Below are 24,437 nucleotides of genomic sequence, written 5' to 3' on the forward strand. Positions count from 1 at the left end.
TGACAGCCGACGCCCTTCACTTTGCGTCAAGGGCACCGAACTGCAAACACCTATCAAGCAACGGCGGCGATTATTGGCTGACGGTCGCCGAGGCGGTTTGACTGCCAAACATGGCCTCGAAACGAGGCTTGTTGGCGGCGTAGTACTCGGCAACGACCTTGTCTGCCGAACTGTCGCGGGCGGTCGCCATCAGCTTCTCAAGGTCGGCCTTGGGAATCTTGAAGTTGGCGAAGAACCGGGCGACATCGGGATGTTCGGCACTGAAGCCTTTGCGGGCAATCGCGTGAATCTGCTCGGCGCCACCGAAAATCTGCTTCGGATCATCCAGGTAGCGCAGCGGCCACTTGGCGAACATCCAGTGTGGGCTCCAGGCGTTGATCAAGGCCCATTTGTCACGTTTGAGGTTGCGATCCAGCTCGCTCAACATCCCAGATTCTGAAGAGGCAACCATCTTGTAGCCCTCGAGCTTGTATTCCTTGATGGCCTTTTCCGTGAGTTTGTATTGGCCGTTGCCCACTTCCGAGGTCAGGATCTTGCCGTCGAGCTTTTGCCGCACTTCAGGCTTGTTGAGGTCCTCGACAGTGGCGAGTTCGCTGGCGGGAATGGACGTTGGAACGGCCATGCCGATGCGACCTTCATACAGCACGCCGAGGTCTTCGAGCTTGTCCTGGTATTTGTCATAGAACGCCTTGTGAGTGTTCGGCAGCCAGACCATCGGGATCAGGTCGATATTGCCGTTGGCCAAGGCCTGGAACTGAATGCCAATGTCGGCGAGCACCAATTTGACCGGTTGCTTCAAGTGATCGCGCAATGCGGTATCCGCCAGCTTTACAGCGATTTCCGTATCCGACCAATTCACCCAACCGATACGAATGGGCGTGGGTTCCTCGGCGTGTGCCATCAGGCTGCCGGCGGCCATCGCCAGGCCTGCAAGCCAGCCGATACGAGTTTTACTGGAAAACGTCATCATGGTGCATCTCCGCGTACTGTATTAATAGTTATTGGCAGGGCAGCAGAAGAATTCACGTTCCCTCATCAAAGCAGAGTGCCATTACACTCCTCAAGGGATTTAATGTTATGCGTGGATAAGTTCTAGTTATGCGAAACCCTTCCTGTATTCAGGTCGTTCGGCCCTCCTCCGCCCTTTGGCGGAACGTATGAATGTAAGCACTCACAGTGCTTTTTCGAGCGCCGGCAAGGCCTCGAACAGATCCGCCACCCACATGTAATCCGCCACCTGGGCAATTGGCGCTTCAGCGTCCTGGTTGATCGCAACGATGACCTTTGAACCACGCATGCCCGCCAAAGGTTGAATGGCGCCACTGATACCCGCCGCGATGTAGAGCGGTTCCTGGCATAGCGCTTCGCACAGCCCCCTTGCACTTTGGATCGACACGATGGCCGGCCGCACGAGCCAGCCCCCCCTGTTTCGACTGGATGGTAATCCCGGTTTTTACGTCACGCAAGGAAAATGTACACCTGTGTCCCACTCGTTGACACACATGAACATTCAACATACCGTTATGTCAAACCAAGCCTGATGTCCTGTTCCCGGAGCGCAACACCATGTCCAGCGATCCTCTGCTGCAGCCCTATAAGATCAAACACCTGACCCTCAAAAACCGGATCATGACCACCTCCCATGAGCCCGCTTATCCTGTCGACGGCATGCCGAAGGATTTGTACCGCGCCTATCACGTCGAGCGCGCCAAGGCCGGCGTGGCGCTGACCATGACGGCGGGCTCCGCCGCCGTTTCCCGCGACAGCCCGCCGGTGTTCAACAACGTGCTGGCGTACAAGGACGAAGTGGTCAAATGGATGAAGGACATCACCGACGAGTGCCACGAACACGGCGCTGCGGTGATGATCCAACTGACCCACCTGGGCCGGCGCACACGCTGGGACAAGGCTGATTGGCTGCCGGTCGTCTCGCCGTCCCATCGCCGCGAGGCGTCCCACCGGGCCTTCCCGAAAAAACTGGAAGACTGGGACATCGACCGGATCATCAAGGATTACGTGGACGCCGCCGAACGCATGAAGGCCGCCGGTCTTGATGGCCTGGAACTGCAGGCCTACGGGCATCTCATGGATCAGTTCTGGTCGCCGTTGACCAACGATCTCGACGGGCCCTACGGTGGTTCGCTGGAAAACCGGATGCGCTTCACTTTTGATGTGTTACGCGGCATTCGCCAGCGTTGTGGCGAAGATTTCCTGCTCGGGGTGCGCTACACCGGCGATGAAGACCTGCCCGGCGGCTTCGGTGCCAGCGATGGCCTGCAGATCTCCCACATGCTCAAGGACAGTGGGCTGGTGGACTTCCTCAACGTCGTTCGCGGGCACATCGACACCGATGCCGGCCTCACCGACGTGATCCCCATCCAGGGCATGCGCAACTCGCCGCACCTGGATTTTGCCGGCGAGATCCGCTCGGCCACCGGTTTCCCGACGTTCCATGCGGCCAAGATTCCGGACGTCGCCACGGCGCGTCACGCCATCGCCTCCGGCAAGGTGGACATGATCGGCATGACCCGGGCGCACATGACCGACCCGCACATCGTGCGCAAGATCATCGAGAAGCGTGAAGAAGAGATCCGCCCCTGCGTCGGCGCCAACTATTGCCTGGACCGCATCTATCAGGGCGGTGCCGCGTACTGCATCCACAACGCCGCCACCGGCCGCGAAACCACCATGCCCCACGAGATTCCCAAGGCGTCGGTCAAGCGCAAGGTGGTGGTGATCGGCACCGGCCCGGCCGGCCTGGAGGCGGCACGGGTGGCCGGCGAGCGCGGCCACGACGTCACAGTGTTCGAAGTGGCGGATCAACCCGGTGGGCAGATCCGCTTGACTGCCCAGAGCGAGCGGCGGCGGGAGATGATCAGCATCATCGATTGGCGCATGGCGCAATGCGAACGGCTGGGGGTGAAGTTCCAATTCAACACCTGGGCCGAAGCCGAGACCGTCATGGCGCAGGCGCCGGACGTGGTGATCGTCGCCACCGGCGGTTTACCCCACACCGAAGTGCTCAAGCACGGCAATGAACTGGTGGTGTCGACCTGGGACATCATTTCCGGCGACGTCAAGCCCGGCCAGAACGTGCTGATCTTCGACGACGCGGGCGACCACGCGGCGCTGCAAGCAGCCGAGGTCATCGCCAGCAGCGGTGCGAAACTGGAGATCGTCACGCCGGACCGGTCGTTTGCGCCGGAGGTGATGGCGATGAACCTGGTGCCTTACATGCGCAGCCTGCAAGACCTGAACGTCACCTTCACGGTCACCTATCGGGTCGACTCCGTGGAGAAGCGCGACGGTCAATTGGTGGCCAACTTCGGCAGCGATTATGGTCAGGTGCACAAGCAGCGCGTGGTCGATCAGGTGGTGGTCAACCACGGCACCCTGCCCCTGGACGATTTGTACTTCGAGCTACGCCCGCACTCGAGCAATAACGGCGCATTGGAGCAGCACAATCTGATCGCCGGGAAAACCCAAAATATCGTGACCAACCCGGAGGGCCGTTTCCAGCTGTTCCGAATTGGCGACGCGGTGTCGGCGCGTAATACCCATGCGGCTATCTACGATGCGCTGCGGCTGGTCAAGGACATTTGAGGTCATGCCGTTGCGCTCAAGGCGTTCGGTAACCTGTGGCGAGGGCGCTTGCTCCCGCTGGGCTGCGCAGCAGACCCATTTGTGAGCGCTTCGCGCTCAAGCGCGAGCAAGCTCGCTCCACAGGGATTGTGGGTGTTCATGTGTTTTGCATTCAGCGCAGGCCCCTTGCGGGAGCGAGCTTGCTCGCGATGACGGCGGCACAATCAGCATCGATTCAAGCTGACCCAGCGCTTTCGCGAGCAAGCTCGCTCCCACAGGGTTTGTGGATGTTCATGAGTTTTGCATTCACCACCCTGATGCGGTGTTGTACATCCTTCCTGGTCTAGCCCCCATCGGTGTCGATGTCAGCATCCGTGTCGTCACCGGATTTCGGCCGGTCCGGGTCAGGCTTGAAGCCGGGGCTGAAGGTGTTGTCATTGTCCTGATGATGCTGCTTCTGGTCGACCTCAGTGGCGGCGCTGTCAGCCTGGTCCGCTCCGGCGGGACTGACGGGTTCGGCACTCGAAGGCTTGCCCGGGACCTGAGGATCGATGGCCGGATCATTACGCGGGAATGGCGTCTGCCCCTGGCCTTGTTGCTGAGTGTTTGCGGGATCGTCGTTCATGGGCACCTCGTTCATGACAGGGCCGGATGGATGACCGGTCTTGAACATTCGAAGGTGACGCGACGGCTTCGGTTCCATTTGTTTAAGACGCCGCGATCAACCGCCCAGCACGCTCCTCACCATCCGGGCCAGTGCGTCCGGACCGTAGGGTTTGCTCAACAAATGCGTATCGGGGCTCAATTGATGGTTGCGGGAGATGATGTCCCGGGTATGCCCCGAGGTGAACAGCACGGGGACCGGCGGGGTCTGCACCTTGGCCCAGGCGGCCAGGTCGGAGCTCTTGATCAGGCCGGGCATGACCACGTCGGTGAAGATCAGGTCCACCGGGGTGCCATCCAGCAGCAGCTTCATCGCCTCATCGCCGTTGGCGGCCGTGAGGGTCTTGTAGCCGGACTGTTCCAGCAGTTCCACCGACGCGCTGCGCACCTGGGCGTTGTCCTCCACCACCAGGATCGTCTCTTGCCGGCCGGAATGAAGTGTGTCGTGTTGCTCGGCTTCCCCTGCTTCGGGCGCAAGGCTTCGAGGGAAATACATCCGCACCCGCGTGCCTTCGCCCAGGTCACTGGAGATCTCGATATGGCCGCCACTCTGCTTGACGAACCCGAACACCATGCTCAATCCAAGCCCGGTGCCCTGGCCATCGGTCTTGGTGGTGAAAAACGGTTCGAACACCTGCTTCAGGACTTCGGGTGGCATGCCGACGCCGCAATCGATCACCGACAGCCGGACATAGTCGCCGGCCGCAATCCCCTTGCCGGCGCAGAACGCGTCATCGAGCACGATGTTCTCGCCGATCAGATGGATGGTGCCCTCGCCCCGCATGGCATCACGTGCATTGATCGCCAGGTTCAACAGGGCATTTTCCAGCTGATTGCGATCGACATGGATGCACCAGGGTTCCTGGGGCAGGCTCACTTCAATCAGGATGGTTTCACCCAAGGCCCGTTGCAGCAGTTCACCCATGCCCTCGTAGATGCGCCGAGGGTTATAGACCGCCGGTGACAATGGCTGGCGCCGGGCAAAGGCCAGCAGCTGCGATGACAACTTGGCGCCCCGCTCCACGGCCTCGATGGAGGCACTGACCCGTCGTTGCACATTGGCGTTGTCCCGTTCGTGGCGGGCCAGCAAGTGCAGATTGCCGGCGATCACTTGCAGCAAGTTGTTGAAGTCATGGGCCACGCCACCGGTGAGGCCACCAATGGCCTCGAGTTTCTGCGACTGGCGCAACTGCTCTTCCGCTGCCAACCGCGCCTGCACCTCGTTGGCGACACGCTGCTCCAGGTCGCGGGTGAATTTGAGCAGCGAAGCTTCGGCCGTCTTGCGCTCGTCGATATCAATCAGCACTCCCGGAAACCGCAGGGGCCGGCCCGTCCCGTCGAACTCGCATCGACCGCTGGCCAGTACCCACCGGTAGTCACCGCCCAGGCGGCGAACCCGATACTCAGCGCTGTAAGGCGTACCTGTGCGCACGGTCAGTTCGACCCGCTGGTTGACCTCTTCAAGGTCGTCCGGGTGGATGCCCTGGCGGGCAATCTCGATGGGCAGTGCGTCCAGCGGACAGTCGGGTGGATAGTTGAAGGTGCGGGCAAAACGCTCATCGCCCGACAGCGTGTCGGCCTGGATGTCCCAGACGAACGACCCCAGCAAAGGCCCGGCCGAGAGCGCCAGTTGGATGCGTTCATTGACCGCGCGGTAACTGCGTTCGGCCTCTTGCCGGGCGCGCTCGGTCAATACGTGCTCTGTGGTTTCCACCACAATCGCCAGCACGCCCCCCGGGCACTGGTCATCATCGGGCACCGGGCTGTAGTAGAGGTCCATCCACACGTCTTCAGGCTTGCCATCGCGCAGCAGGACCAGCTCTTTGCTGCGGTAGGACAGGGTGCCGCCGGCCAGACAGACGTCCAGTACATGGCGATTGAATTCAGCGACCTCCGGCCAGCCCAACTCCACCGCGCACCCCAGCAAGTAGGGATGGCGGCCGCCGGCGAACTCGGCATAGGCATCGTTGTAAATCATGAAGCCCTGGCGGCCCCACAACATCACCATCGGCAGGGGCGAAGCCAGCAACAATTGGACAGCGCTGCGCAAGCTGGCGGACCAGTGCTCGATGGCGCCCAACTCCGTTCGGCTCCAATCGAACGCCCGGATACGCCCGGCCATCTCACCGCCCCACCCAGGGCAGCCGTGATTCTGGGATAGAAACTCCATGGTCGACTCTGAACCTCAAAAATGCCTGCAGGGAATCGACAGACACAAATCCCTTGCGATCAGAGCTTCGAGCGCCGGGTTGGCGTTTGGTTTCATGCGAGGGCGCTGTTCGGATCGGGGAGACGATTAACACTGTGGCGAGGGGATTTATCCCCGCTGGGGTGCGAAGCAGCCCCCATGATTCATCAGCCACCGTGGTGTGTCAGACGGGACGCAGGGGGTTGCTGCGCAACCCAGCGGGGATAAATCCCCTCGCCACGTAATTCCGATGCCGCAGAAATCGTGTCTCCAGCCTGCGAATTCAGCGGAAATCGCGGCTCTGCACTTGGATACCCGCCAGCAATTGAGTCAGGTCGCTCAAGCGCCCGGCAATCAGGTGGCGGACCTCGCCGACGCTTTCCCAACGGCCGTCGACCCTGAGCAATTGCGAGCTCACCAAAACCTTGCGTTGGCGCTCGGCCAGGTCACGCCAGACCACCACGTTGAGGTTGCCGAACTCATCTTCCAGGGTAACGAAGGTCACGCCGCTGGCCGTGCCCGGGCGCTGGCGACCGGTGACCAGCCCGGCGACGCTGACATTGCGGCCATGCGCCACGCCCTGCAATTCCCGGGAGCTGCGGCAGCGTCGGGCGCGCAGTTCGGGACGCAGCAGGGCCAGCGGATGAGGGCCCAGTGTCGTGCCCAGCGTGGCGTAATCGGCAAACAGGTTTTCCCCCAGCGTGGGTTCGGGCAGCGCCACGGGCGGCTCTTCCTGGCTGGGCAAACCGGCGAACAAGCCCAGTTGCCTCTGCACGCCGGCCACTTCCCAGCGGGCCCGATGGCGATCCCCGGCCAAGCCCTGCAAGGCCCCCGCGTCGGCCAGTTGCGCCTGGGCCCGGGCATCGAGTTGCGCGCGCTCGCCCAGGTCGGCTACATCGCTGAAGGGCCGATGCCGGCGCGCCGCTTCGATACGCAGGGCATCCTCTTCGCGAAAGCCCTTGACCAGGCGCAGCCCCAGGCGGATCGCCGGTTGCCGGCCTTCCATGGGTTCGAGGCTGCAATCCCAATCGCTGGCGCGCACGTCCACCGGGTGGATCGACAACTGATGCCGGCGGGCATCCTGAAGGATCTGGTCCGGGCTGTAGAAGCCCATCGGCCAGCTGTTGATCAGGGCACAGGCGAATGCCGCCGGTTCGTGACATTTGAGCCAACTGCTGGCGTAGGTCAGCAAGGCGAAACTGGCGGCGTGGGACTCGGGGAAACCGTAATTGCCGAAGCCTTTGATCTGTTCGAAGATTTGCGCGGCGAATTCAGCGGTGTAGCCGTTTTTCTTCATCCCCTGCGCCAGGCGTTCTCGATGAGGCTCCAACCCGCCGTGACGTTTCCAGGCAGCCATGGAACGTCGCAACTGGTCGGCTTCTCCCGGGGTGTAATCGGCCGCGACGATGGCGATCTGCATGACCTGCTCCTGGAACAAGGGCACACCCAGGGTGCGGTTGAGCACTTGTTCCAGCGCGTCAGAGGGATAAGTCACCGCCTCTTCGTTGTTTCTGCGCCGCAGGTACGGATGCACCATCCCACCCTGGATCGGCCCGGGCCGCACGATCGCCACTTCGATGACCAAGTCGTAGAAGGTCTTGGGTCTCAACCGAGGCAACATCGACATCTGCGCCCGGGACTCGATCTGGAAGACACCGATGGTGTCGGCGCGACTGATCATTTCATAGGTAGCCCGATCGCCCTGGGGTAGCGATGCCAGGGTATAACGCTGCCCCCGGTACTGCTCGATCAAGTCGAAACAGCGCCGGATCGCGCTGAGCATGCCCAAGGCGAGGATGTCCACCTTGAGCAGCCCGACCGCGTCCAGGTCGTCCTTGTCCCACTGGATGATGGTGCGCTCGGCCATGGCGGCGTTTTCCACCGGCACCAGGGTGTCCAGGGGCTGTTCGGAAATCACGAAGCCGCCAGGGTGTTGGGATAAGTGTCGGGGAAAACCGATCAATTGCCGGGTCAGGCTCAGGACCCGACGCAACACCGGGCTGTCCGGATCGAAGCCGCCCTCACGCAAGCGCTCCACCGGCGGCGCCTCGTCGCTCCAGCGACCACAGCAATCGGCCAGGGCGTTGACCTGATCCGGCGGCAGGCCCAGGGCCTTGGCCACATCGCGTACCGCTCCGGCGCCGTGGTAACTGCTGACCACCGCCGTCAAGGCCGCACGATGACGACCGTAGCGCTGGAACACGTACTGCAGCACTTCCTCGCGACGGTCGTGTTCGAAGTCGACGTCGATGTCCGGCGGCTCGTTGCGCTCCCGGGACAGGAAGCGTTCGAACAACAGGCTGGTGAGGCTGGGGTCGATTTCGGTGATGCCCAAGGCGTAGCACACCGCCGAGTTGGCCGCCGAACCGCGCCCCTGGCAAAGGATATGGCGGCTGCGGGCAAAGCTGACGATGTCCTGCACGGTGAGGAAATAGCTGTCATAGCCCAACTCGGCGATCAGGCTCAGCTCCTTGTCGATCTGCACCCGCACCTTGTCTGTCACGCCGTCCTTCCACCGCTCGCGCATGCCTCGCGCGGTCAGTTCCCGCAGCCAGGACGCCGGATCATGCCCCTCGGGCACCAGCTCGCGGGGGTATTGATAGCGCAGTTGGCCGAGGTCGAAGGTGCAGCGTCGGGCGATGTTCAGGGTTTCATCGAGCAAGGCCTGCGGGTAGAGATCGGCCAGATCCTTGCGGCTGCGCAGGTGGCGTTCGCCGTTGGGGTGCAAGCGCTGGCCGGCCTCGGCCACCGTGACGTGGTGACGGATGGCGGTCATGGTGTCCTGCAAGGCGCGACGGCCACGCACGTGCATGTGCACATCGCCGCTGGCCACGGCCGGAAGCGCCAGGCGCCCGGCCAGCGCCAACGAGTCTGCCAACCGGCGGCGGTCGTCCTGTGCGCAATGCAACTGGACCGTCAGCCACAGGCTCCCGGCAAAGATCGGCTGGAGCCAACGCCCATGTTCCTCGGCGTCCTTGCCCTCGGCTATCCACAACGCCAGCAGCCCCGGCAAGGGTTGGTCGAAATCCTCTCGCACGATGCGGTAGTGGCCCTTCTCGCTGCGACGTCGGGCGCGGGTGATCAACCGGCACAAGGTTTGATAACCGTCCAGGTTTTCCACCAGCAACACCAGTTTCGGACCGTTCTCGACCTGGATCTCGCTGCCGACGATCAGTTGCAGGTCCAGCTCCCTGGCCGCCTGCCAGGCCCGGACGATCCCGGCCAGGGTGCATTCGTCGGTGATCGCCAGGGCCTGGTAGCCCTGCTGCTTGGCGCGACGACACAACTCCAGGGCACTGGAGGCGCCGCGCTGGAAGCTGAAGTTCGACAGGCAATGCAGCTCGGCATACTCAACGTTCATGCGAACCAGCCCTGCAGCCACAGCGGCCCGCCCTCGCCCACCGGTCGATAGGCCCAGCCCCGTTGTCCGCTGCGGGTTTCGATCAGGTAATAGTCGCGACGCACATCCGCACCGTCCCACCAACCGGTCTCGATACGCTCGGGGCCCATGAGGATGTGCGCCTGATCTTGCGCCAATGCCTGGGGCTCCTCCAGCAGCCAGCCGGGACGCTGCACGCCGTCGCGCACCGGACAAGCCTGGGATCGGGGTTGGGACGTCATCTGCCAGGCGCACTCAGGCCGATGGTCGTCGCGAAATCCCAGGCCCTGCACGGCGTCATCCCCCAGCCGGGCCCGCAAGCGTTCGCGCAGTTGTTCCCAGGGCAATGATTGTTGAGGGCGTTCGTCGAACAGCTCCAGGCGCTGGGGCACGAAACTCGGCAGGTCTTCGGCACACAAGCGAAAGCCCCGCACCGGGGCCTCGACCTGCACCTGTTCCAAGCGACCGCGGGCCAGTTCGAAGAGCATCGCCGGGGCCCGTTCGGCACTAAGCAGGCCGACCTTGATCACGGTGTCCGGCAACCCGACGTGCTCCAGGTGCAAGTCGAAGCGCTGCACGCCGCTGTCGCGTCCGCAGAGGAAGGCCGACAGGTCACCGGTCAGGCGGCGCAACGGGAACAACAGCGCCTGATGGGATTGCACGTCATAGTTGAGCTCGATGCGCACATCGAAACGGTCCGGTGGCAGGTAGAACGACAGCGCCAGGGTGCGATGGCCCGTCAACGCGTCGAGGTGCTTGAGCACCTGGGCCTCGAAGCGCCGTGCCAGGGTCTGCCGGGGCAAGGCCTGGACCTGGCTCAGGCGACGCAGGCCCATGCGCGACAGCGCCGTGGCGACGTCGGGTTCCAGGCCGATTCGCTCCACGGGCATGTGTCCCAGGTACTGTTGCAAGGTCTCGGCATCGGGCACCACCAAGGCGTCATAGGCATTGGCCAACACCCGTGCCGCCACTGGGTTCGGAGCGGCGACGATGCGATGACGAAAGCCCAGCTCGGTCAGCTCGGCTCGCAAGCGCGTCTCGAACACCGGCCAGGGTCCGAACAGGCCCAGGCTCGACTCGATCTCGAACAGCAGCGTACGCGGATAATGCACGCTGACCTGGGCGCTGAAACGGTAGGCCCAGGCCGCCAGGAACTGCTGCCAATGTTCGATCTGCGCCGCGTCGTATTCCGCGGTGGCAAAGCCTTTGCTCAAGGCCTGGGCGGCGGTCATGGTCTGGCCGGGCCGCAAGCCCAGGGCCCGGGCCGGCGCGTTCACCGCTTGCAGCACTCGACGCTGGGCCGGGCCGGTCAGCAATGCCAGGGGCTGGTCGGGATCGGGGCGCTGACGCAGCGCGGCGTCCAGCGCCAATTGCGGGAAGAGAATACAGACCCAGCGCATCGCAACCTCAATGCCCGGTTTGTGGGGCGAGCGTGGCAAAGGCAATCGGCGCCGACCGGGCCAGCCCGCCCCGGCACTTGAGCACGCGCAACTGCGCAGGCCGGGTGTCGATGGCAATGCGCAGCGCCGCCGGCGACGGGTTGATGGCTTCCTGGATCGAGCGCCAGGCGAACGCCAGGGCCTGGCCGGTTTCCGCCGCCACTTGCAAGCGCCGCAAGGCCCGGTCGTCCGCCTGGCGGGGCCAACACAGCACGGCGCCACAACTGCCCGAACGCAGGCATTGTTCGGTGGCCCACAGGGCATCGCGTTCATCGGCACGGATCACCGACAACTGGCGCAGGTCGATGCCGGCGTTCTGCCAGGCCTGGGGATAAGGCACGAACGGCGGCGCCACCAGCACGATCCGCTCCCCCGCTGCCGACAGCCGCGCCAGGGTCGGCCACACCAACTGCAACTCGCCCACGCCCGGCGCGGCGATGAGCAGTTCCGTCAAGGCCGCCTCTGGCCAGCCACCACTGGGCAACGCCGCATCCAGCGCTGCATGGCCAGTGGGTTGCGCACTGGCGGCCGGCGGCGCAGGCCGGCCCTTCCAGACCTGGCCGCCGTTGAACAGCGTGTCCAGCGCAACGACAGCGCCCATCAACCTTGCCTCACCAAGCCACAAAACACCCCTTCTATCGCCAGGTCCTGGTCGGCCTCGACGATGATCGGCTGGTAGGCCGGGTTACGCGGCAGCAAACGCACCCGCTCGCCGATGCGCTCGAAGCGCTTGATGGTGACTTCACCGTCCAGGCGCGCCACGACAATCTGGCCGTTGGCGGCCTGCGGCGTGCGCTGCACACCCACCAGGTCACCGTCGAGAATGCCGTCCTCGATCATCGAATCGCCCTGGACCCGCAGCAGGTAATCCGGCGCCTTGGTAAAAATCGCCGGGTCCAGCATCAGGCGAGTGTGGACCTCGGCATCGGCGCCGATCGGCACGCCAGCCGCCACCCGCCCCAGCACCGGCACATCCAGCAGTTCAGGCCGTGGCGGCTGGTTCAACAGCCGAATGCCCCGGGCCTGGTGCGGATTGACTTCGATGAAACCGGCCTCGGTCAACGCCAGCACATGCTTGCGCGCCACGCTACGGGAGGCGAAACCGAACGCCTCGCTGATTTCAGCGAGGCTGGGAGGCTGGCCCTGATCGGCGATGCGTTCGCGGATGAAAGTCAGGATGGCGGTGCGGCGGGGAGTGAGAGTCGTCATGGAGTACATTTGTACTCTTTAAGGATTTTTCTGACAAGCGCCGCCAGTCAGTTCACAGTTTGCCTGTACCCATCATTGTGGCGAGGAGCCTGCTCCCGCTCGGCTGTGCAGCGACCGTAGGAACAGCGCGCCGGTGAAGGGACACCGTTCGACATGAGTTATGCCCGCGCGGGCTCGCCTCAACGGCGTTGGAGAATGCGGTCCATCACCCAGTCGGTCTTCAAGGCCTCTTCGGCCACGGCGGGATGCTTCGACTCACCCCGGATATGGGCATTCATGCCGAGTACATGGTGCCACTGGATATGCTCAGGATGATGAGGAATGTCGAGGCTGACGGAGGTGTCCGTATACAGTTGCAGCGGCGCCTCATCGAACACCGAGAAGCTGATCCGCCCCTGGCTGCCAATCACCTCCACGCGGTCCTCACGTCGATCAGCGACGAAGTTCCAACAGCCCATGCCTGTGGCCCCGCAGGCAAAACGCCAATTGGCCACGACCGCGTCTTCCGCCTGATACAAGCCGTTCTGGTGAGCGGCGAAACCTGCCACTTCGACGATGTCCCCCAACAGGAACTGGAACAGATCAAGGCCATGGCAGGCCAGGTCCGTGAAATAACCTCCGCCTGCAATCGCCGGATCGGTACGCCAATTGGTCGCGCCGTTGATATCCGCCAATGACGCGGGCTTAGTCAGCGTCCAGGTCAAATGCCGGATGTCACCGATGCATCCCTGCTCGATCCATTGCCGCACTTTGCGAAAACGCGGCAGCGAGCGCCGGTAGTACGACACAAACAGCTGCACCCCGGCGCTGTTGAATACGCGCTGCATTTCCCGGCTCTGCACGACATTGAGGGACATGGGTTTTTCGACACAGCAATGTTTGCCAGCGGCAGCTACCAGCAGGCTATAGCTGAAATGACTGTCGGGCGGCGTCGCAATGTAAACCGCATCGACTTCAGGATCATCGATCAGTGCCTGCGCGTCGGTGTAGAACCTGGCGATGTCGTGGCGTTCAGCATAATCGGACACGACCTCCAAACGTCGCCCCATCACCGCTACCAGCGCTGAACCGGGCGCCTTGTAGAAGGCCGGCCCACTCTTGCGTTCTGTCACGCTGCCACACCCGATCATGCCCCAGCGTACTGTTTTCATCGTTTGACTCATGGAATCAAGGCCCAGGCTGCGCAATGAGCCCCTCAAAAAAGGCAGGAGTTTAATCAGACCCAGCCTGAATGTCGTGGCTACAACGTTTGCCCCTCATTGCGAAACGCGCTCGGGCTCATGCCGGTCCAGCGCCGGAACGCCCGGCGGAAACTGCGCACATCGCTGTAGCCGACCTCTTCGGTGATGCGCTCGATGGACAGCTCGGGGTTGGCCAGCAGGTTCAGGGTGCGGCCGCGGCGCACTTGTTCGAGCAAGGTCTCGAAGGTCAGGCTGTGTTCGGATAGAGGGACCTGAAAATCTGGCCGCCCAAGTCCCCTGAATGGCCGCCAATACCCTGCCCTGTCGGCAGCGAACGGCTTATTTGTATGACTCGGACCTCCGGTGCGTTTCCAACAATAATAATGAGCCCCTCCCATGAACCCGATCCGCACGACATTCGCCTTGCAACTGTCCCTCGGCCTGGCCTGCGGCGGTGCCCTGCCCGCCCTGGCGACCGAATCGGGGGTGGACAACATCGGCCCGGGCACCGACGGTTTTTTTGTGTTGCCACTGGAGGTCGACAGCCTTCCGGACCACATGGTCGCGTTCAACCTCTACTACAACCATTACAAGGCTCGGAAATTCAACATCAGTTCTTTGGGCGGCGAACTGCCGGATGTCGAAATCGAATCCACGGCAGTGGTCCCGCGCATCGACTACCTGAGCCCGCTGCGGGTGGCCGGTGGGCGCGCGGGGATCTACATCGCCCAGCCTTGGATCAAGCAGGAAGTTTCGGTGTTCAGCCTCGAGCAACTCCTCGGTTTTCGCCACCCACTGGTGCTCGCGCAAGCGATAAGCGGCGCGGTTCTATAGGCGCACGCGGGTCACCAGCCCCAGCGCGCCAAGGGACACCCGGCCGGCCTTGAATACTTCGGCATGATGCTGGGCATCGCAATCGAGGACCTCATCGCTGGCCGTGACCAGTTGCAGGCCGACGACCTGGGACGCGTAGGAGCCAAAGGCCTTGCCGGTGCCGTGGGTCGAGGTGGCGATGGCACCGGCCAGGGTCTGGTAATCCACATCGGCCATGTTCGGCAGTGCCTGGCCGATGGCCTTGAGCGCCGGGCCCATGCGCGACATGGGCGTGCCGCCGCCGAACGCGGCTTGCAGGCTGGCCTCGTCGTGATCCAGCAGGCCACTGAAAAAAAAATCAGCGACAACAAGGTGCCATCGGTGGGCACCAGGGCGCTGAAGGAATGACCGGAACCCACCGGACGAACCCGCCCTTCGGCACGGCGCACCACCTGCACCAGTTCATCAAGGTCCTTGGGGGCCAGGCGCGCCGCCGGCAGGCAACTCTGCGCACCGGACCAGTTGCGCCACGGGATCAACCGCGGCGCACGCATCAGCTCGGCCAGGGCGCCCTGGCTGCCCAGCGCCGTGAAGGCGGCGACAACGCCGGCCTGTTGCAGCAACCGACGCCGTGAGTAGTCCATCGTCATGCCGTAATCCCCGTATTCATTATTGGAAGTATTGACCGGACATGAAGGCGATCAAGGCCAGGAACTGCTCTTCGGAACAGTGCATGCACAGGCCCATCGGCGGCATGCCGTTGTAGCCGTTGATCGCGTGGTCCAGCAGGGTGTCGGCACCCTGGGCGACCCGCGGGGCCCAGGCGTTCGTATCGCCGGTCAGCGGTGCCCTGGCACCGGGGTTGGCGTGGCAGAGCTTGCAGCTGCTGTCGTAGACCTGGGCCAGGGCCGCATCGCTGGGCATGGCCATGAATACCGTGGCCGCGGGCGGCTTGGCCTCATCGCCACACGCGGCAAGCAACGCGCCGAACGAGACGACGGCAGCGGTTCGAAGCAGGAAGGAAGGCGTGATTGCCGACATAAGGCCCCTCTTGGCGGCGTAAGGGTTGCGCCTTTCTTGTTATGGGTCTGGCAGCTCCCACACTAAGGCACGCCACCGCGTCGGCTTGAGGTCATTGGGGGCCATAAAAGGGGGCTTGGGCGGCCAGCACTGGAGAGTCGATGACTCTGTGGCGAGGGGATTTATCCCCGCTGGGGCGCGTAGCGGCCCTAATGTGTCGCCTCGGTATTTCAGGTAAACGTTTTGGGACTGCTGCGCAGCCCTGCGGGGAGAAATCCCCTCGCCACAGGGGTACTGCGTGGTCAGGGCAACAGCAGGGCCTGCTCGCGCTCGCACAACTGCACCACGTAATCCCACAACACCCGCAGGCGTACGGACTTGTGCAGTTCGCGGCGGGTGCTGATCCAATAGCTGCGGCGAATGGTTTCGTCTGGCAGCAACGGCACCAGCGTCGGGTCACCGCTGGCCATGTAGCACGGCAACACGGCGATCCCCAGGCCCGAGCGCGCGGCCTGTTGCTGGGCGATGACGCTGGTGCTGTGGAACACCACCCGGGGGTTGCGGCAAAAGCTGTTGAGGAACATCAGTTCCTGGCTGAACAAAAGGTCATCGACATAACCGATCCAGGCGTGGCGAGCCAGGTCCTCGCGACTGCGCAACGTCGGCGAGCGGTCCAGGTAGGCCTGGCTGGCGTATAGCGCCAGGCTGTAGTCGGTGAGTTTGCGGGTGACCAGCAGGTCGGCCGCCGGACGTTCGAGGTGGATGCTGATTTCCGCCTCACGGTTGAGGATGCTGACAAAGCGCGGCACCGCCACCAGTTCCACCTCCAACCCCGGATAGCGCTGGAACAACCCGTCCATGCGACTGGCGAGAAACATGATGCCCAGCCCTTCGGTCACCCCCAGGCGGATCTTGCCCAGGGGCGCACTGGACTGGGTGATGTCCTCCTGGGCCAGCAACGCCACGTTTTCCATGGCTTCGGCGTGCTTGAGCAACGTCTCGCCGGCCGGGGTCAGTTCATAGCCCTGGGCATGCTGGACGAACAATGCTGTGCCCAGGCTTTTCTCGATGGCCTCGATATGCCGGGCCACCGTGGCGTGGGTGGTGTTCAGGCGCCGTGCAGCCGTCAACAAACGCCCGCTGCGTTGCAGTTCCAGAAAATAGCGCAGGTCATTCCAGTCGAACATGAAGCGATCCTTGAACACGCCTGAAGGCATGACTGTTTATAAACGCACAGCCACTGCGCAAAAACTAACATTCTTTTGACGAAAACTAACAACTAGGATGGATCCCACAACAACAAGAATGAGGTCGCGAATGCAACCTGTCGTCGATGAATACGATTACGTGATCGTGGGCGCCGGCCCTGCCGGGTGCTTGCTGGCCAATCGGCTTTCGGCCAACCCGCAACACCGGGTGCTGCTGCTCGAAGCCGGCGGGCGCGACAACTATCCGTGGATTCACATCCCGGTCGGCTACCTGTTCTGCATCGGCAACCCACGCACCGACTGGTGCTTCAAGACCGAAGCACAACCGGGCCTGCAAGGGCGGGCCCTGAGCTACCCGCGCGGCAAGGTCCTGGGCGGTTGCTCCTCTATCAACGGCATGATCTACATGCGCGGCCAGGCCACGGACTACGATGGCTGGGCCGCCGAGGGCAATCCCGGCTGGGCCTGGGAAGACGTGCTGCCGCTGTTCCGCCAGAGCGAAAACCACTTTGCCGGCGCGTCCGAATTTCACGGCGCCGGCGGCGAATGGCGGGTCGAACGCCAGCGCCTGTCATGGCCGATTCTCGATGCCTTCCGCAGTGCCGCCGAGCAGAGCGGCATCCCCAACGTCGACGATTTCAACAGCGGTGACAATGAAGGCTGTGGCTACTTCCAGGTCAACCAGAAAGCCGGGGTGCGCTGGAACGCGGCCAAGGCGTTTCTCAAGCCGGTTCGCCAGCGCGCCAACCTCACGGTGTTGACCGATGTCGAAGTCGACCGCGTGTTGCTGCGTGACGACCGCGCCCACGCCGTCAGCGCGCGCTGGCAAGGCAAGGGCATGACCTTCAAGGCCCGCAAGGAAATCGTCCTGTGCGCCGGGGCCGTGGGGTCGCCGGGGATCCTGCAACGCTCCGGGATCGGCCCGCGCAGCCTGCTGCAACGCCTGGGCATCGGCGTGACCCATGAACTGCCCGGTGTCGGCGGCAACTTGCAGGACCACCTGCAACTGCGACTGATCTACCAGTTGGAAAACGCCCGCACCCTGAACCAGATCGCCGGCACCCTGTGGGGCAAGATGGGCATGGGCCTGCGCTACCTGTACGACCGCAGCGGCCCGCTGTCCATGGCCCCGAGCCAACTCGGCGCGTTCGCCCGCTCGGGCCCGGAACAGACCTCGGCCAACCTCGAATACCACGTGCAGCCGCTGTCCCTGGAACGCTTCGGCGAACCGCTGCACAGCTTCCCGGCGTTCACCGCGTCGGTCTGCGACCTGCGCCCGCAAAGCCGTGGCCGGGTGGACATTCGTTCGGCCGACCCGCACGAAGCGCCGCTGATCCAGCCCAACTACCTGAGCCACCCCGAGGACTTGCGGGTCGCCGCCGACGCCATCCGCCTGACCCGCCGCATCGTCGCGGCCCCGGCCCTGAGCGCGTTCAAACCGGTGGAATACCTGCCGGGCCCCAGCCTGCAAACCGAAGAGCAACTGCACCAGGCCGCCGCCCGGATCGGCACGACGATTTTCCACCCGGTCGGCACGTGCCGCATGGGCCAGGATCGCGACGCGGTGGTGGATGCGCAACTGCGCGTCCACGGCATCAAGGGCCTGCGCATCGCCGATGCCTCGATCATGCCGCGCATCACCTCGGGCAACACCTGCTCGCCGACGCTGATGATTGCCGAGAAGGCGGCGCAGATGATGCTCAACCCCGCGACGAGGAGCACCGACATCGAAAAAGCACCTGCTACGGTCTGAAGAACAACTCAGTCTCCTGTGGGAGCGGGCTTGCTCGCGAATGCGATCAGACAGTCAACGATTATGGCGACTGACACATCGCCTTCGCGAGCAAGCCCGCTCCCACAGTGAACAAATGTGTCGATTCAAGGAAAGTGTGTCAAATCAGGAGACGCCACCCGGCGTCGCAGTGGAACAACAAAAACAATCACTGTGAGGGATACCGCTATGTCCGAGCATGTTCAGCCCCTGGAAGCCACGCGCAGCGCCGGCACCAGCCAGGAAACCCAGAAAGTCATCTTCGCCTCGTCCCTGGGGACGGTGTTCGAGTGGTACGACTTTTTCCTCTATGGCGCCCTGGCGGCGGTGATCAGCAAGCAGTTCTTCGCCGGGGTCAACGACACCACCGCGTTCATCTTCGCCCTGATGGCCTTCGCCGCCGGTTTCATCGTGCGGCCGTTCGGGGCACTGGTGTTCGGTCGGTTGGGGGACATGATCGGGCGCAAGTACACGTTCCTGGCCACCATCATCCTCATGGGCCTGGCGACGTTCTGCGTCGGCCTGCTGCCCAACTACGCCAGCATCGGCATCGCCGCGCCGATCATCCTGGTGGTGTTGCGCATGCTCCAGGGCCTGGCCCTGGGCGGTGAGTACGGCGGCGCGGCGACCTATGTCGCCGAGCATGCGCCGATGGGCAAGCGCGGTTTCCATACCAGTTGGATTCAGTCCACCGCCACGTTGGGGCTGCTGCTCTCGCTGCTGGTGGTGCTGGGCTGCCGCTACTTCACCGGCGATCAGTTCGAAGTCTGGGGCTGGCGCATTCCGTTCCTGCTGTCGATCCTGCTGCTGGGCATCTCCACCTGGATTCGCCTGAGCCTGCACGAGTCGCCGGCCTTCCTGAAAATGAAAGAAGAAGGCAAGTGCTGCAAGGCACCGATCCGCGAATCCTTCGGCAAATGGGAAAACCTTAAGGTGGTGCTGATCGCCCTGTTCAGCATCAATGCCGGGCAAGCGGTGACCTTCTACGCCGCGCAGTTCTACGTGCTGTTTTTCCTCACCCAGTTCCTGAAGATGGACCCGGCCCTGGCCAACAGCCTGCTGATTGTCAGCGTGGTAATCGGCGCACCGTTCTTCATCTTCTTTGGCTGGCTGTCGGACAAGGTCGGGCGCAAACCAGTGTTGATGATCGGCCTGCTGCTGGCGACTGCCCTGTACTTTCCGATCTTCAAGACCCTGGCCCACTACGCCAACCCGGCCATCGACCAGGCCAGCCGCCAGGCACCGATCACCGTAGTCGCCGACCCGGCCACCTGTACCTTCCAGTTCGACCCGGTGGGCAAGGCGCGTTTCGACAGCCCGTGCGACAAGGTCAAGACCTTCCTGGTCAAGCAAGGCCTGCCCTACAGCAGCGTCGCAGCCCCGGCCGGGAGCACGGTGCAGGTCAGCGTCGGTGACGTGAAGCTCGAAGGCTATGACGAAGCCGCCCTGCGCGGTGCGGTGACCCTGGCTGGCTACCCGCAGCAGGCCGACGCCCAGCAGATCAACCGGCCGATGATCGTGGCCTTGATCGTTGCGCTGATCATCATCTCGGCGATGTGCTACGGACCGCTGGCGGCGTTGATGGTCGAACTGTTCCCGACCCGGATCCGCTACACCTCCATGTCCCTGCCCTACCACATCGGCAACGGCTGGTTCGGCGGTTTCCTGCCCACCGTGTCGTTTGCCCTGGTGGTCTACACCGGGGATATTTTCTACGGGCTGTGGTACCCGGTGGTGATCACCGGGGTGAGCCTGGTGGTGGGCATGATCTGCCTGCGGGAAACCCGCAACGTGGACCTGGATACCAACTGAGGGCAAAAACCGTGGCGAGGGCATTGGCGCCCTCGCCACCGGTTCAGAAACGCCCCTTCAAGGTCATCGTGAAGTTGCGCGGCTCACCGTAGTAGTTACCGAAGCTCTCGGTGCCGATGGTGGTGTAGTAGCGCTTGTCGAACAGGTTGTTGCCATTGAGGGCCACCGACCAGGTGTCATCGATGCGGTAGCCAACGCGACCGTTCCACACGGCATAACCGGCCTGGGTGATCTTCTCGCCCGTCGCCGGCGATACGCGGAAATTGTCGCTTTGGGCATTGACCCCGGCACCGACACTGAACCGTTCGAGCGCCCCGCCGAGGGCATAATCGCTCCACAGGCGCAGCACATGGCGCGGCACGTAGCTGTTGAACGAGCCGCCGTTGAGGCTGGTGTCAATGTCGTCGAGGGTCTTGGTCTGGGTGTAGGTGTAGCCGGCCAGCAGTTGCAGGCGCTCGATGACTTCACCGCTGATTTCGGCTTCGAAACCCTGGGCGCGCACCTTGCCAGCGTTCTCGTAGCAGTAGCCGTCCGAGGACGCGCAACTGGAGTTGTAGTCAGTCTGGGCCTGGTCTTTCTGCAGCGTGCGGAACAGGTTGAAGGCGCTGTTCAGGCGTCCCTCGAACCACTCGCCCTTGATCCCCAGCTCATAACTCTCGCCCATCAGGGGCTTGAGTGCCGAGCCGCTTTCGGAGCGGTAGTTGCCTTGGGGTGTGAAGATATCCGAATAGCTGGCGTAGGCCGTCAGGTGCTCATTGAGGTCCAGCAACACGGCGGCAAACGGCGTGACTTGCCCCGTCTCCGTGCTCTTGGCGTGCTCCGTACCGCCCGTGAGGAACACCGAATCGGTCTTGGAGTTGTACCAACTCACCCGGCTACCGACGACAAACGTCAAGGGGTCTGCCAGTTTCAGCCGCAGGGTCGAATACATGCCTTGCTGCTCGGTCACGGTCTTGACCGGACCTCCCCGCGTCGAGTTTTCGATGAAGTAACTGTCGTCCGGTTCGGGGATATGGCGATCCGGATCGAATACGTTCTGCTTCTGTGGCAGCAATGCAACGGAGAAGAAGTCGTCCTTGTCCGAACGACTGGCGTTGAAACCGACGATCAACTCATGTTGCTGCCCCAGGGCGTCGAACTTGCCGTCCAGGTAGGCGTCGAGGCCGTAATCAACCTGGTCATAGTCATACATGCTGCCCAGCATGTTGGTGGTCGAGGTGCCTGGCGCCACCGAGCCCGATGCAAACGCGTATTTGATGTCCTGGGTATTTTTCGTATAGACACTGGCGACTTTCACGGCCCAGTCGTCGTTGAGCTGATGCTTGAGATCGCCGAACACCGTGGTCCGCTGGCTGCGCCAGGTGTTCCACGAGGGGTCCAGGCAAGTGGAACGGCTGAGTTTCAGATCGCTGCCGTCCCGGTAGCGCGGAAGCCCGCCCCAGCAGGGACTTGCATCGACGTCCTCATAGGCAACGCCCAGGCCGAGCGTCGTGTCGGGCGACAGGTCGAAGTCCAGGGCGCCGTAGTAGATCTGGTCCTTGCGCCGGGCATCATCGTAGAAATAGTGCCGGCTCTGCTCGGCGATCACCGCCCTGCCCCGCACGGTGCCGGCGTCATTCAACGGACCACCGGTATCGACCTGCCCACGGTAATTGTCCCAGGTTCCCCCGGACAGGCTGAGCTCGGTCTGCGTCGTGGCCTGGCCGCGCTTACGAACGAAGTTGACGCCGCCGGACGTGCCGCCCGCCCCCTTCATCATCCCGGCGGCACCGCGCAGCACTTCGACACGGTCGTAATAGGCCATGTCGCTGCTGAAACTGTCGGCCTGGACATAACTGTTGCCCATGTCCAGCGGAACGCCGTCGTATTGATACTGGCCAGACATGCGGAACCCGCGGGAATAGAAATACTTGCCGCCCATGGTCGAGTCGTAGACGGTAATGCCAGGGGTCTTTTCCATGACTTGATCGATGGTATTGAGGTTCTGGTCATCGAGCATCTTGCGGGTGATCACCGTCACCGATTGCGGCGTTTCGCGCAGGGAGTGCTCACCCTTGCCAATGGTGACCGCCCCCGTCGTGTAGGAGTGACTGTCCTCGGTGGTCGCCCCGAGCCGCTGTGCCTCGATGGTGGTGGCGTCCAATTCCAATGCCGAACCGCTGACCGGCGCGGGGCGCAGCACGTACGTGCCGTTGGCCTGGAGGGCGGCTTGCAGGCCACTGCCGCCAAGAATGCGGGCAAAGCCATCGCCCACGCCGAAAGTCCCCTTCAGGCCGGGGGATTGCAAGTCCCCGAGTTGCCGGGCCTCAAACGAAATGGCGACGCCGGCGGCGCTGGAGAAACGGGTCAGCACATCCACCAGGCGACCGGCGCCGATATCGTAGGCCTGCACTGCGCGCTGCTGCGCCGCAGCCGCTGGAACCGGGCTGGCGTTCACGGCCGTGGCGCCAGCGGTCGTGACCGCCAGCAAGCCGATTTTCACTGCAAACACCAGGCGCCCTGGCGCGCTCACCCACGTCATATTTCCCCTCCCCAAAACGGTCGATAAAAACTCACTGAGGAAGAGCCGAACGATGGGGACGAAAAGTGCAGGGGCTGATTTTTTTTATTGCGTAGCATTACCGCCGATGGCCAGCGGAGACCTGGACCCAGAATCGGCTGTAGCGAGTCACTCGCAACGAAAAGCCACTTTCCAGCGCGGCCAGGGCGAGATCGGTGTTGTCGATGGGAAACACACCGGAAACCTTCAAGTCGCCAATCGCCGGATCCCAACGCAGCACACCGGGTCGATAGCGCGACAGTTCCTCCAGCAGCGCCGCCAGAGGGCGGTCAATGGCGATGATGCTTCCCTTCTGCCAGGCACCGACCGACACATCGTTGCCGCGCAGCGTCCCCAACGACCGCTCGTTGAAATCCAGGCGCTGGCCGGCTTCGACCCGCATCCTTGAGCCACTTGCCAACAGGCTCACCTCGACCGCTTTCTCCAGCACCGCCACTTCGCCGCCCCGCGCCTGGCTGCGGACGATAAACCGCGTGCCCAGCGCCAGCACCTCGGCCGACCCCGTGATTACCTTGAACGGACGTCGCAGGGGATCGACCGCTGTCGTCACGAGCACCTCCCCCCGCAACAGCTCCAGTCGCCGCTGCTGTCCATCGAAACGAACATTGATCGAGGTGTCGGTGTTGAGCAGGACCGTGCTGCCATCGGCCAGTTGGAACGCGCGACGCTCGCCCACCGCGGTGCGGTAATCACAAAACAGGTTCTGGGTTGCCGGGCTGCGCCAGCCCAGCCAGCCCAGGCCGCCGGCGGACGTCAGCAGCAAGGCGCTGCGCAATACCTGGCGCCGGGATCGCTGGTGGGTGTCGCTCAAGGTCGGTGCCGCCAAGGCGCCCGGCACGCTCGCCATCTGCTCGGCCACCGCGGCCATGCGCTGCCAGGCCTGGTTGTGCAATGGGTCGGCGGCCAGCCAGGCGCGCCAATCGGCCCGGTCCGCGTCGGTCGCAATACCGGAATGCAGACGGGCGTACCAGCGCGCCGCCACACGAATGGCTTGCAACTCGTCGGGGGGCAGGTTCATGAAAGCTGCAATTGAATTTGCATCAGGCAGCAATGTTCCATGGCCTTGGCCATGTGATTGTTGACCGTGCGGACGCTGACACCCAGGCGCTCGGCAATTTGCGGGTACGTCAGGCCATCGAACTGCGACAGGATAAACGCCTGCCTGACGCGCGGCCCCAACCCCAGGAGCAGACGGTCGATCTCCATCAGGGCCTGGAGCAGGATCGCCTGCTCTTCCAGCGAGGGGTGCTGCTCTTGCGGCATGGCGGCCAAGGCTTCGAGATAGGACTGCTCCAGCGAGCGCCGGCGAAACAGGTCGATCAACAGCCCTTTGGCGATCATCGACAGGTACGGTCGCGGCTCGCGGATATCCAGCGCGGTGCGCGCCTTGATGACTCGCACAAACGTATCCTGGGTCAGGTCGGCGGCATCGAACGTGTTGCCCAAGCGCTTGCGCAACCAGCCCTGGAGCCAATTGTGATGATCACTGTACAGAACGTCGACAGCACTGCGTAAGGACAGATCGTTGGCGGGCATGGCAATGGAATAATTCGCGACTGATAATGACTCGCATTGTCATGGAGCCCATCGCCGCTTGCAACCCAAACGTGCC

Annotated in this window: 16 protein-coding genes and 4 pseudogenes; 4 read left to right on the forward strand and 16 right to left on the reverse strand. The window is 63.2% G+C overall.

Annotation, left to right across the window (positions count from 1 at the left end; genetic code table 11):
• Nucleotides 1–70 precede the first annotated feature (70 nt).
• A complete protein-coding gene (locus tag BM317_RS13610) occupies nucleotides 71–970 on the reverse strand; it encodes a glycine betaine ABC transporter substrate-binding protein (protein WP_092474580.1) in 900 nt (299 codons plus the stop codon).
• A gap of 201 nt (nucleotides 971–1,171) precedes the next feature.
• Nucleotides 1,172–1,345: pseudogene (locus BM317_RS13615) on the reverse strand (electron transfer flavoprotein subunit alpha/FixB family protein); the annotation flags it as partial.
• 221 nt (nucleotides 1,346–1,566) lie between these two features.
• Between BM317_RS13615 and BM317_RS13620 the strand changes: the two are divergent.
• Nucleotides 1,567–3,603 (forward strand): NADH:flavin oxidoreductase, encoded by a 2,037-nt coding sequence (locus BM317_RS13620; RefSeq protein WP_092474582.1) that lies wholly within the window; start codon nucleotides 1,567–1,569, stop codon nucleotides 3,601–3,603.
• Nucleotides 3,604–3,925: 322 nt separating this feature from the next.
• On the opposite strand, the gene BM317_RS13625 is transcribed toward BM317_RS13620, so the two are convergent.
• From BM317_RS13625 to BM317_RS13660, 8 genes and pseudogenes are all read right to left on the reverse strand, one after another.
• A complete protein-coding gene (locus BM317_RS13625) occupies nucleotides 3,926–4,207 on the reverse strand; it encodes a hypothetical protein (RefSeq protein ID WP_170866258.1) in 282 nt (93 codons plus the stop codon).
• Nucleotides 4,208–4,303: 96 nt separating this feature from the next.
• Nucleotides 4,304–6,415: a hybrid sensor histidine kinase/response regulator gene (locus BM317_RS13630; protein WP_092167056.1), complete on the reverse strand. Its 2,112-nt coding sequence runs from the start codon at nucleotides 6,413–6,415 to the stop codon at nucleotides 4,304–4,306.
• A gap of 301 nt (nucleotides 6,416–6,716) precedes the next feature.
• Nucleotides 6,717–9,815 (reverse strand): error-prone DNA polymerase, encoded by a 3,099-nt coding sequence (locus BM317_RS13635; protein ID WP_218190547.1) that lies wholly within the window; start codon nucleotides 9,813–9,815, stop codon nucleotides 6,717–6,719.
• Nucleotides 9,791–11,212 carry a Y-family DNA polymerase gene (locus tag BM317_RS13640; RefSeq protein WP_092474588.1) on the reverse strand — a complete coding sequence of 474 codons (1,422 nt, stop codon included), beginning with the start codon at nucleotides 11,210–11,212 and terminating at the stop codon, nucleotides 9,791–9,793. The genes BM317_RS13635 and BM317_RS13640 overlap by 25 nt, the downstream gene beginning before the upstream one ends.
• 7 nt (nucleotides 11,213–11,219) lie before the next feature.
• Nucleotides 11,220–11,852: a translesion DNA synthesis-associated protein ImuA gene (imuA, locus tag BM317_RS13645; protein WP_092474590.1), complete on the reverse strand. Its 633-nt coding sequence runs from the start codon at nucleotides 11,850–11,852 to the stop codon at nucleotides 11,220–11,222.
• Nucleotides 11,852–12,469, reverse strand: coding sequence for a transcriptional repressor LexA (gene lexA, locus BM317_RS13650; protein WP_092474592.1), 618 nt, complete (start codon nucleotides 12,467–12,469; stop codon nucleotides 11,852–11,854). The genes imuA and lexA overlap by 1 nt, the downstream gene beginning before the upstream one ends.
• A gap of 170 nt (nucleotides 12,470–12,639) precedes the next feature.
• The gene (locus tag BM317_RS13655; protein WP_092474594.1) at nucleotides 12,640–13,611 is read right to left on the reverse strand and encodes a Gfo/Idh/MocA family protein; all 972 of its coding nucleotides are present in this window, start codon (nucleotides 13,609–13,611) and stop codon (nucleotides 12,640–12,642) included.
• A gap of 89 nt (nucleotides 13,612–13,700) precedes the next feature.
• Nucleotides 13,701–13,907, reverse strand: a pseudogene (locus BM317_RS13660) (helix-turn-helix domain-containing protein); the annotation flags it as partial.
• Nucleotides 13,908–14,037: 130 nt separating this feature from the next.
• Between BM317_RS13660 and BM317_RS13665 the strand changes: the two are divergent.
• A pseudogene (locus BM317_RS13665) lies at nucleotides 14,038–14,403 on the forward strand (hypothetical protein); the annotation flags it as partial.
• A 3-nt stretch (nucleotides 14,404–14,406) separates the two neighbouring features.
• Here BM317_RS13665 and BM317_RS13670 read toward each other — a convergent pair.
• The 3 genes and pseudogenes from BM317_RS13670 to BM317_RS13680 form a co-directional block, all read right to left on the reverse strand.
• Nucleotides 14,407–15,008 (reverse strand): annotated as a pseudogene (locus tag BM317_RS13670) (FAD-binding protein); the annotation flags it as partial.
• A 115-nt stretch (nucleotides 15,009–15,123) separates the two neighbouring features.
• On the reverse strand, nucleotides 15,124–15,495 hold the full coding sequence (locus BM317_RS13675) for a c-type cytochrome (RefSeq protein ID WP_092474596.1): 372 nt from the start codon (nucleotides 15,493–15,495) through the stop codon (nucleotides 15,124–15,126).
• 281 nt (nucleotides 15,496–15,776) lie between these two features.
• Entirely contained in the window at nucleotides 15,777–16,661 is an 885-nt protein-coding gene (locus BM317_RS13680) for a LysR family transcriptional regulator (protein WP_092474598.1), read from the reverse strand.
• A gap of 130 nt (nucleotides 16,662–16,791) precedes the next feature.
• Between BM317_RS13680 and BM317_RS13685 the strand changes: the two genes are divergently transcribed.
• Both BM317_RS13685 and BM317_RS13690 read left to right on the forward strand, forming a co-directional pair.
• The gene (locus tag BM317_RS13685; RefSeq protein ID WP_092474600.1) at nucleotides 16,792–18,435 is read left to right on the forward strand and encodes a GMC family oxidoreductase; all 1,644 of its coding nucleotides are present in this window, start codon (nucleotides 16,792–16,794) and stop codon (nucleotides 18,433–18,435) included.
• A gap of 207 nt (nucleotides 18,436–18,642) precedes the next feature.
• The gene (locus BM317_RS13690; protein WP_092474602.1) at nucleotides 18,643–20,265 is read left to right on the forward strand and encodes an MFS transporter; all 1,623 of its coding nucleotides are present in this window, start codon (nucleotides 18,643–18,645) and stop codon (nucleotides 20,263–20,265) included.
• A gap of 43 nt (nucleotides 20,266–20,308) precedes the next feature.
• Here BM317_RS13690 and BM317_RS13695 read toward each other — a convergent pair whose 3' ends face one another.
• The 3 genes from BM317_RS13695 to BM317_RS13705 form a co-directional block, all read right to left on the reverse strand.
• Nucleotides 20,309–22,786: a TonB-dependent siderophore receptor gene (locus BM317_RS13695; protein ID WP_092474604.1), complete on the reverse strand. Its 2,478-nt coding sequence runs from the start codon at nucleotides 22,784–22,786 to the stop codon at nucleotides 20,309–20,311.
• Nucleotides 22,787–22,883: 97 nt separating this feature from the next.
• Complete coding sequence (locus BM317_RS13700) at nucleotides 22,884–23,843, reverse strand: FecR domain-containing protein (RefSeq protein ID WP_092474606.1); 960 nt, start codon at nucleotides 23,841–23,843, stop codon at nucleotides 22,884–22,886.
• A complete protein-coding gene (locus BM317_RS13705; RefSeq protein ID WP_060741487.1) occupies nucleotides 23,840–24,361 on the reverse strand; it encodes a sigma-70 family RNA polymerase sigma factor in 522 nt (173 codons plus the stop codon). The genes BM317_RS13700 and BM317_RS13705 overlap by 4 nt, the downstream gene beginning before the upstream one ends.
• Between the last annotated feature and the right edge of the window lie 76 nt (nucleotides 24,362–24,437).

Origin of the sequence: Pseudomonas sp. NFACC24-1, from assembly GCF_900115235.1 — a bacterium.
Lineage (GTDB): Bacteria > Pseudomonadota > Gammaproteobacteria > Pseudomonadales > Pseudomonadaceae > Aquipseudomonas > Aquipseudomonas fluorescens_AA.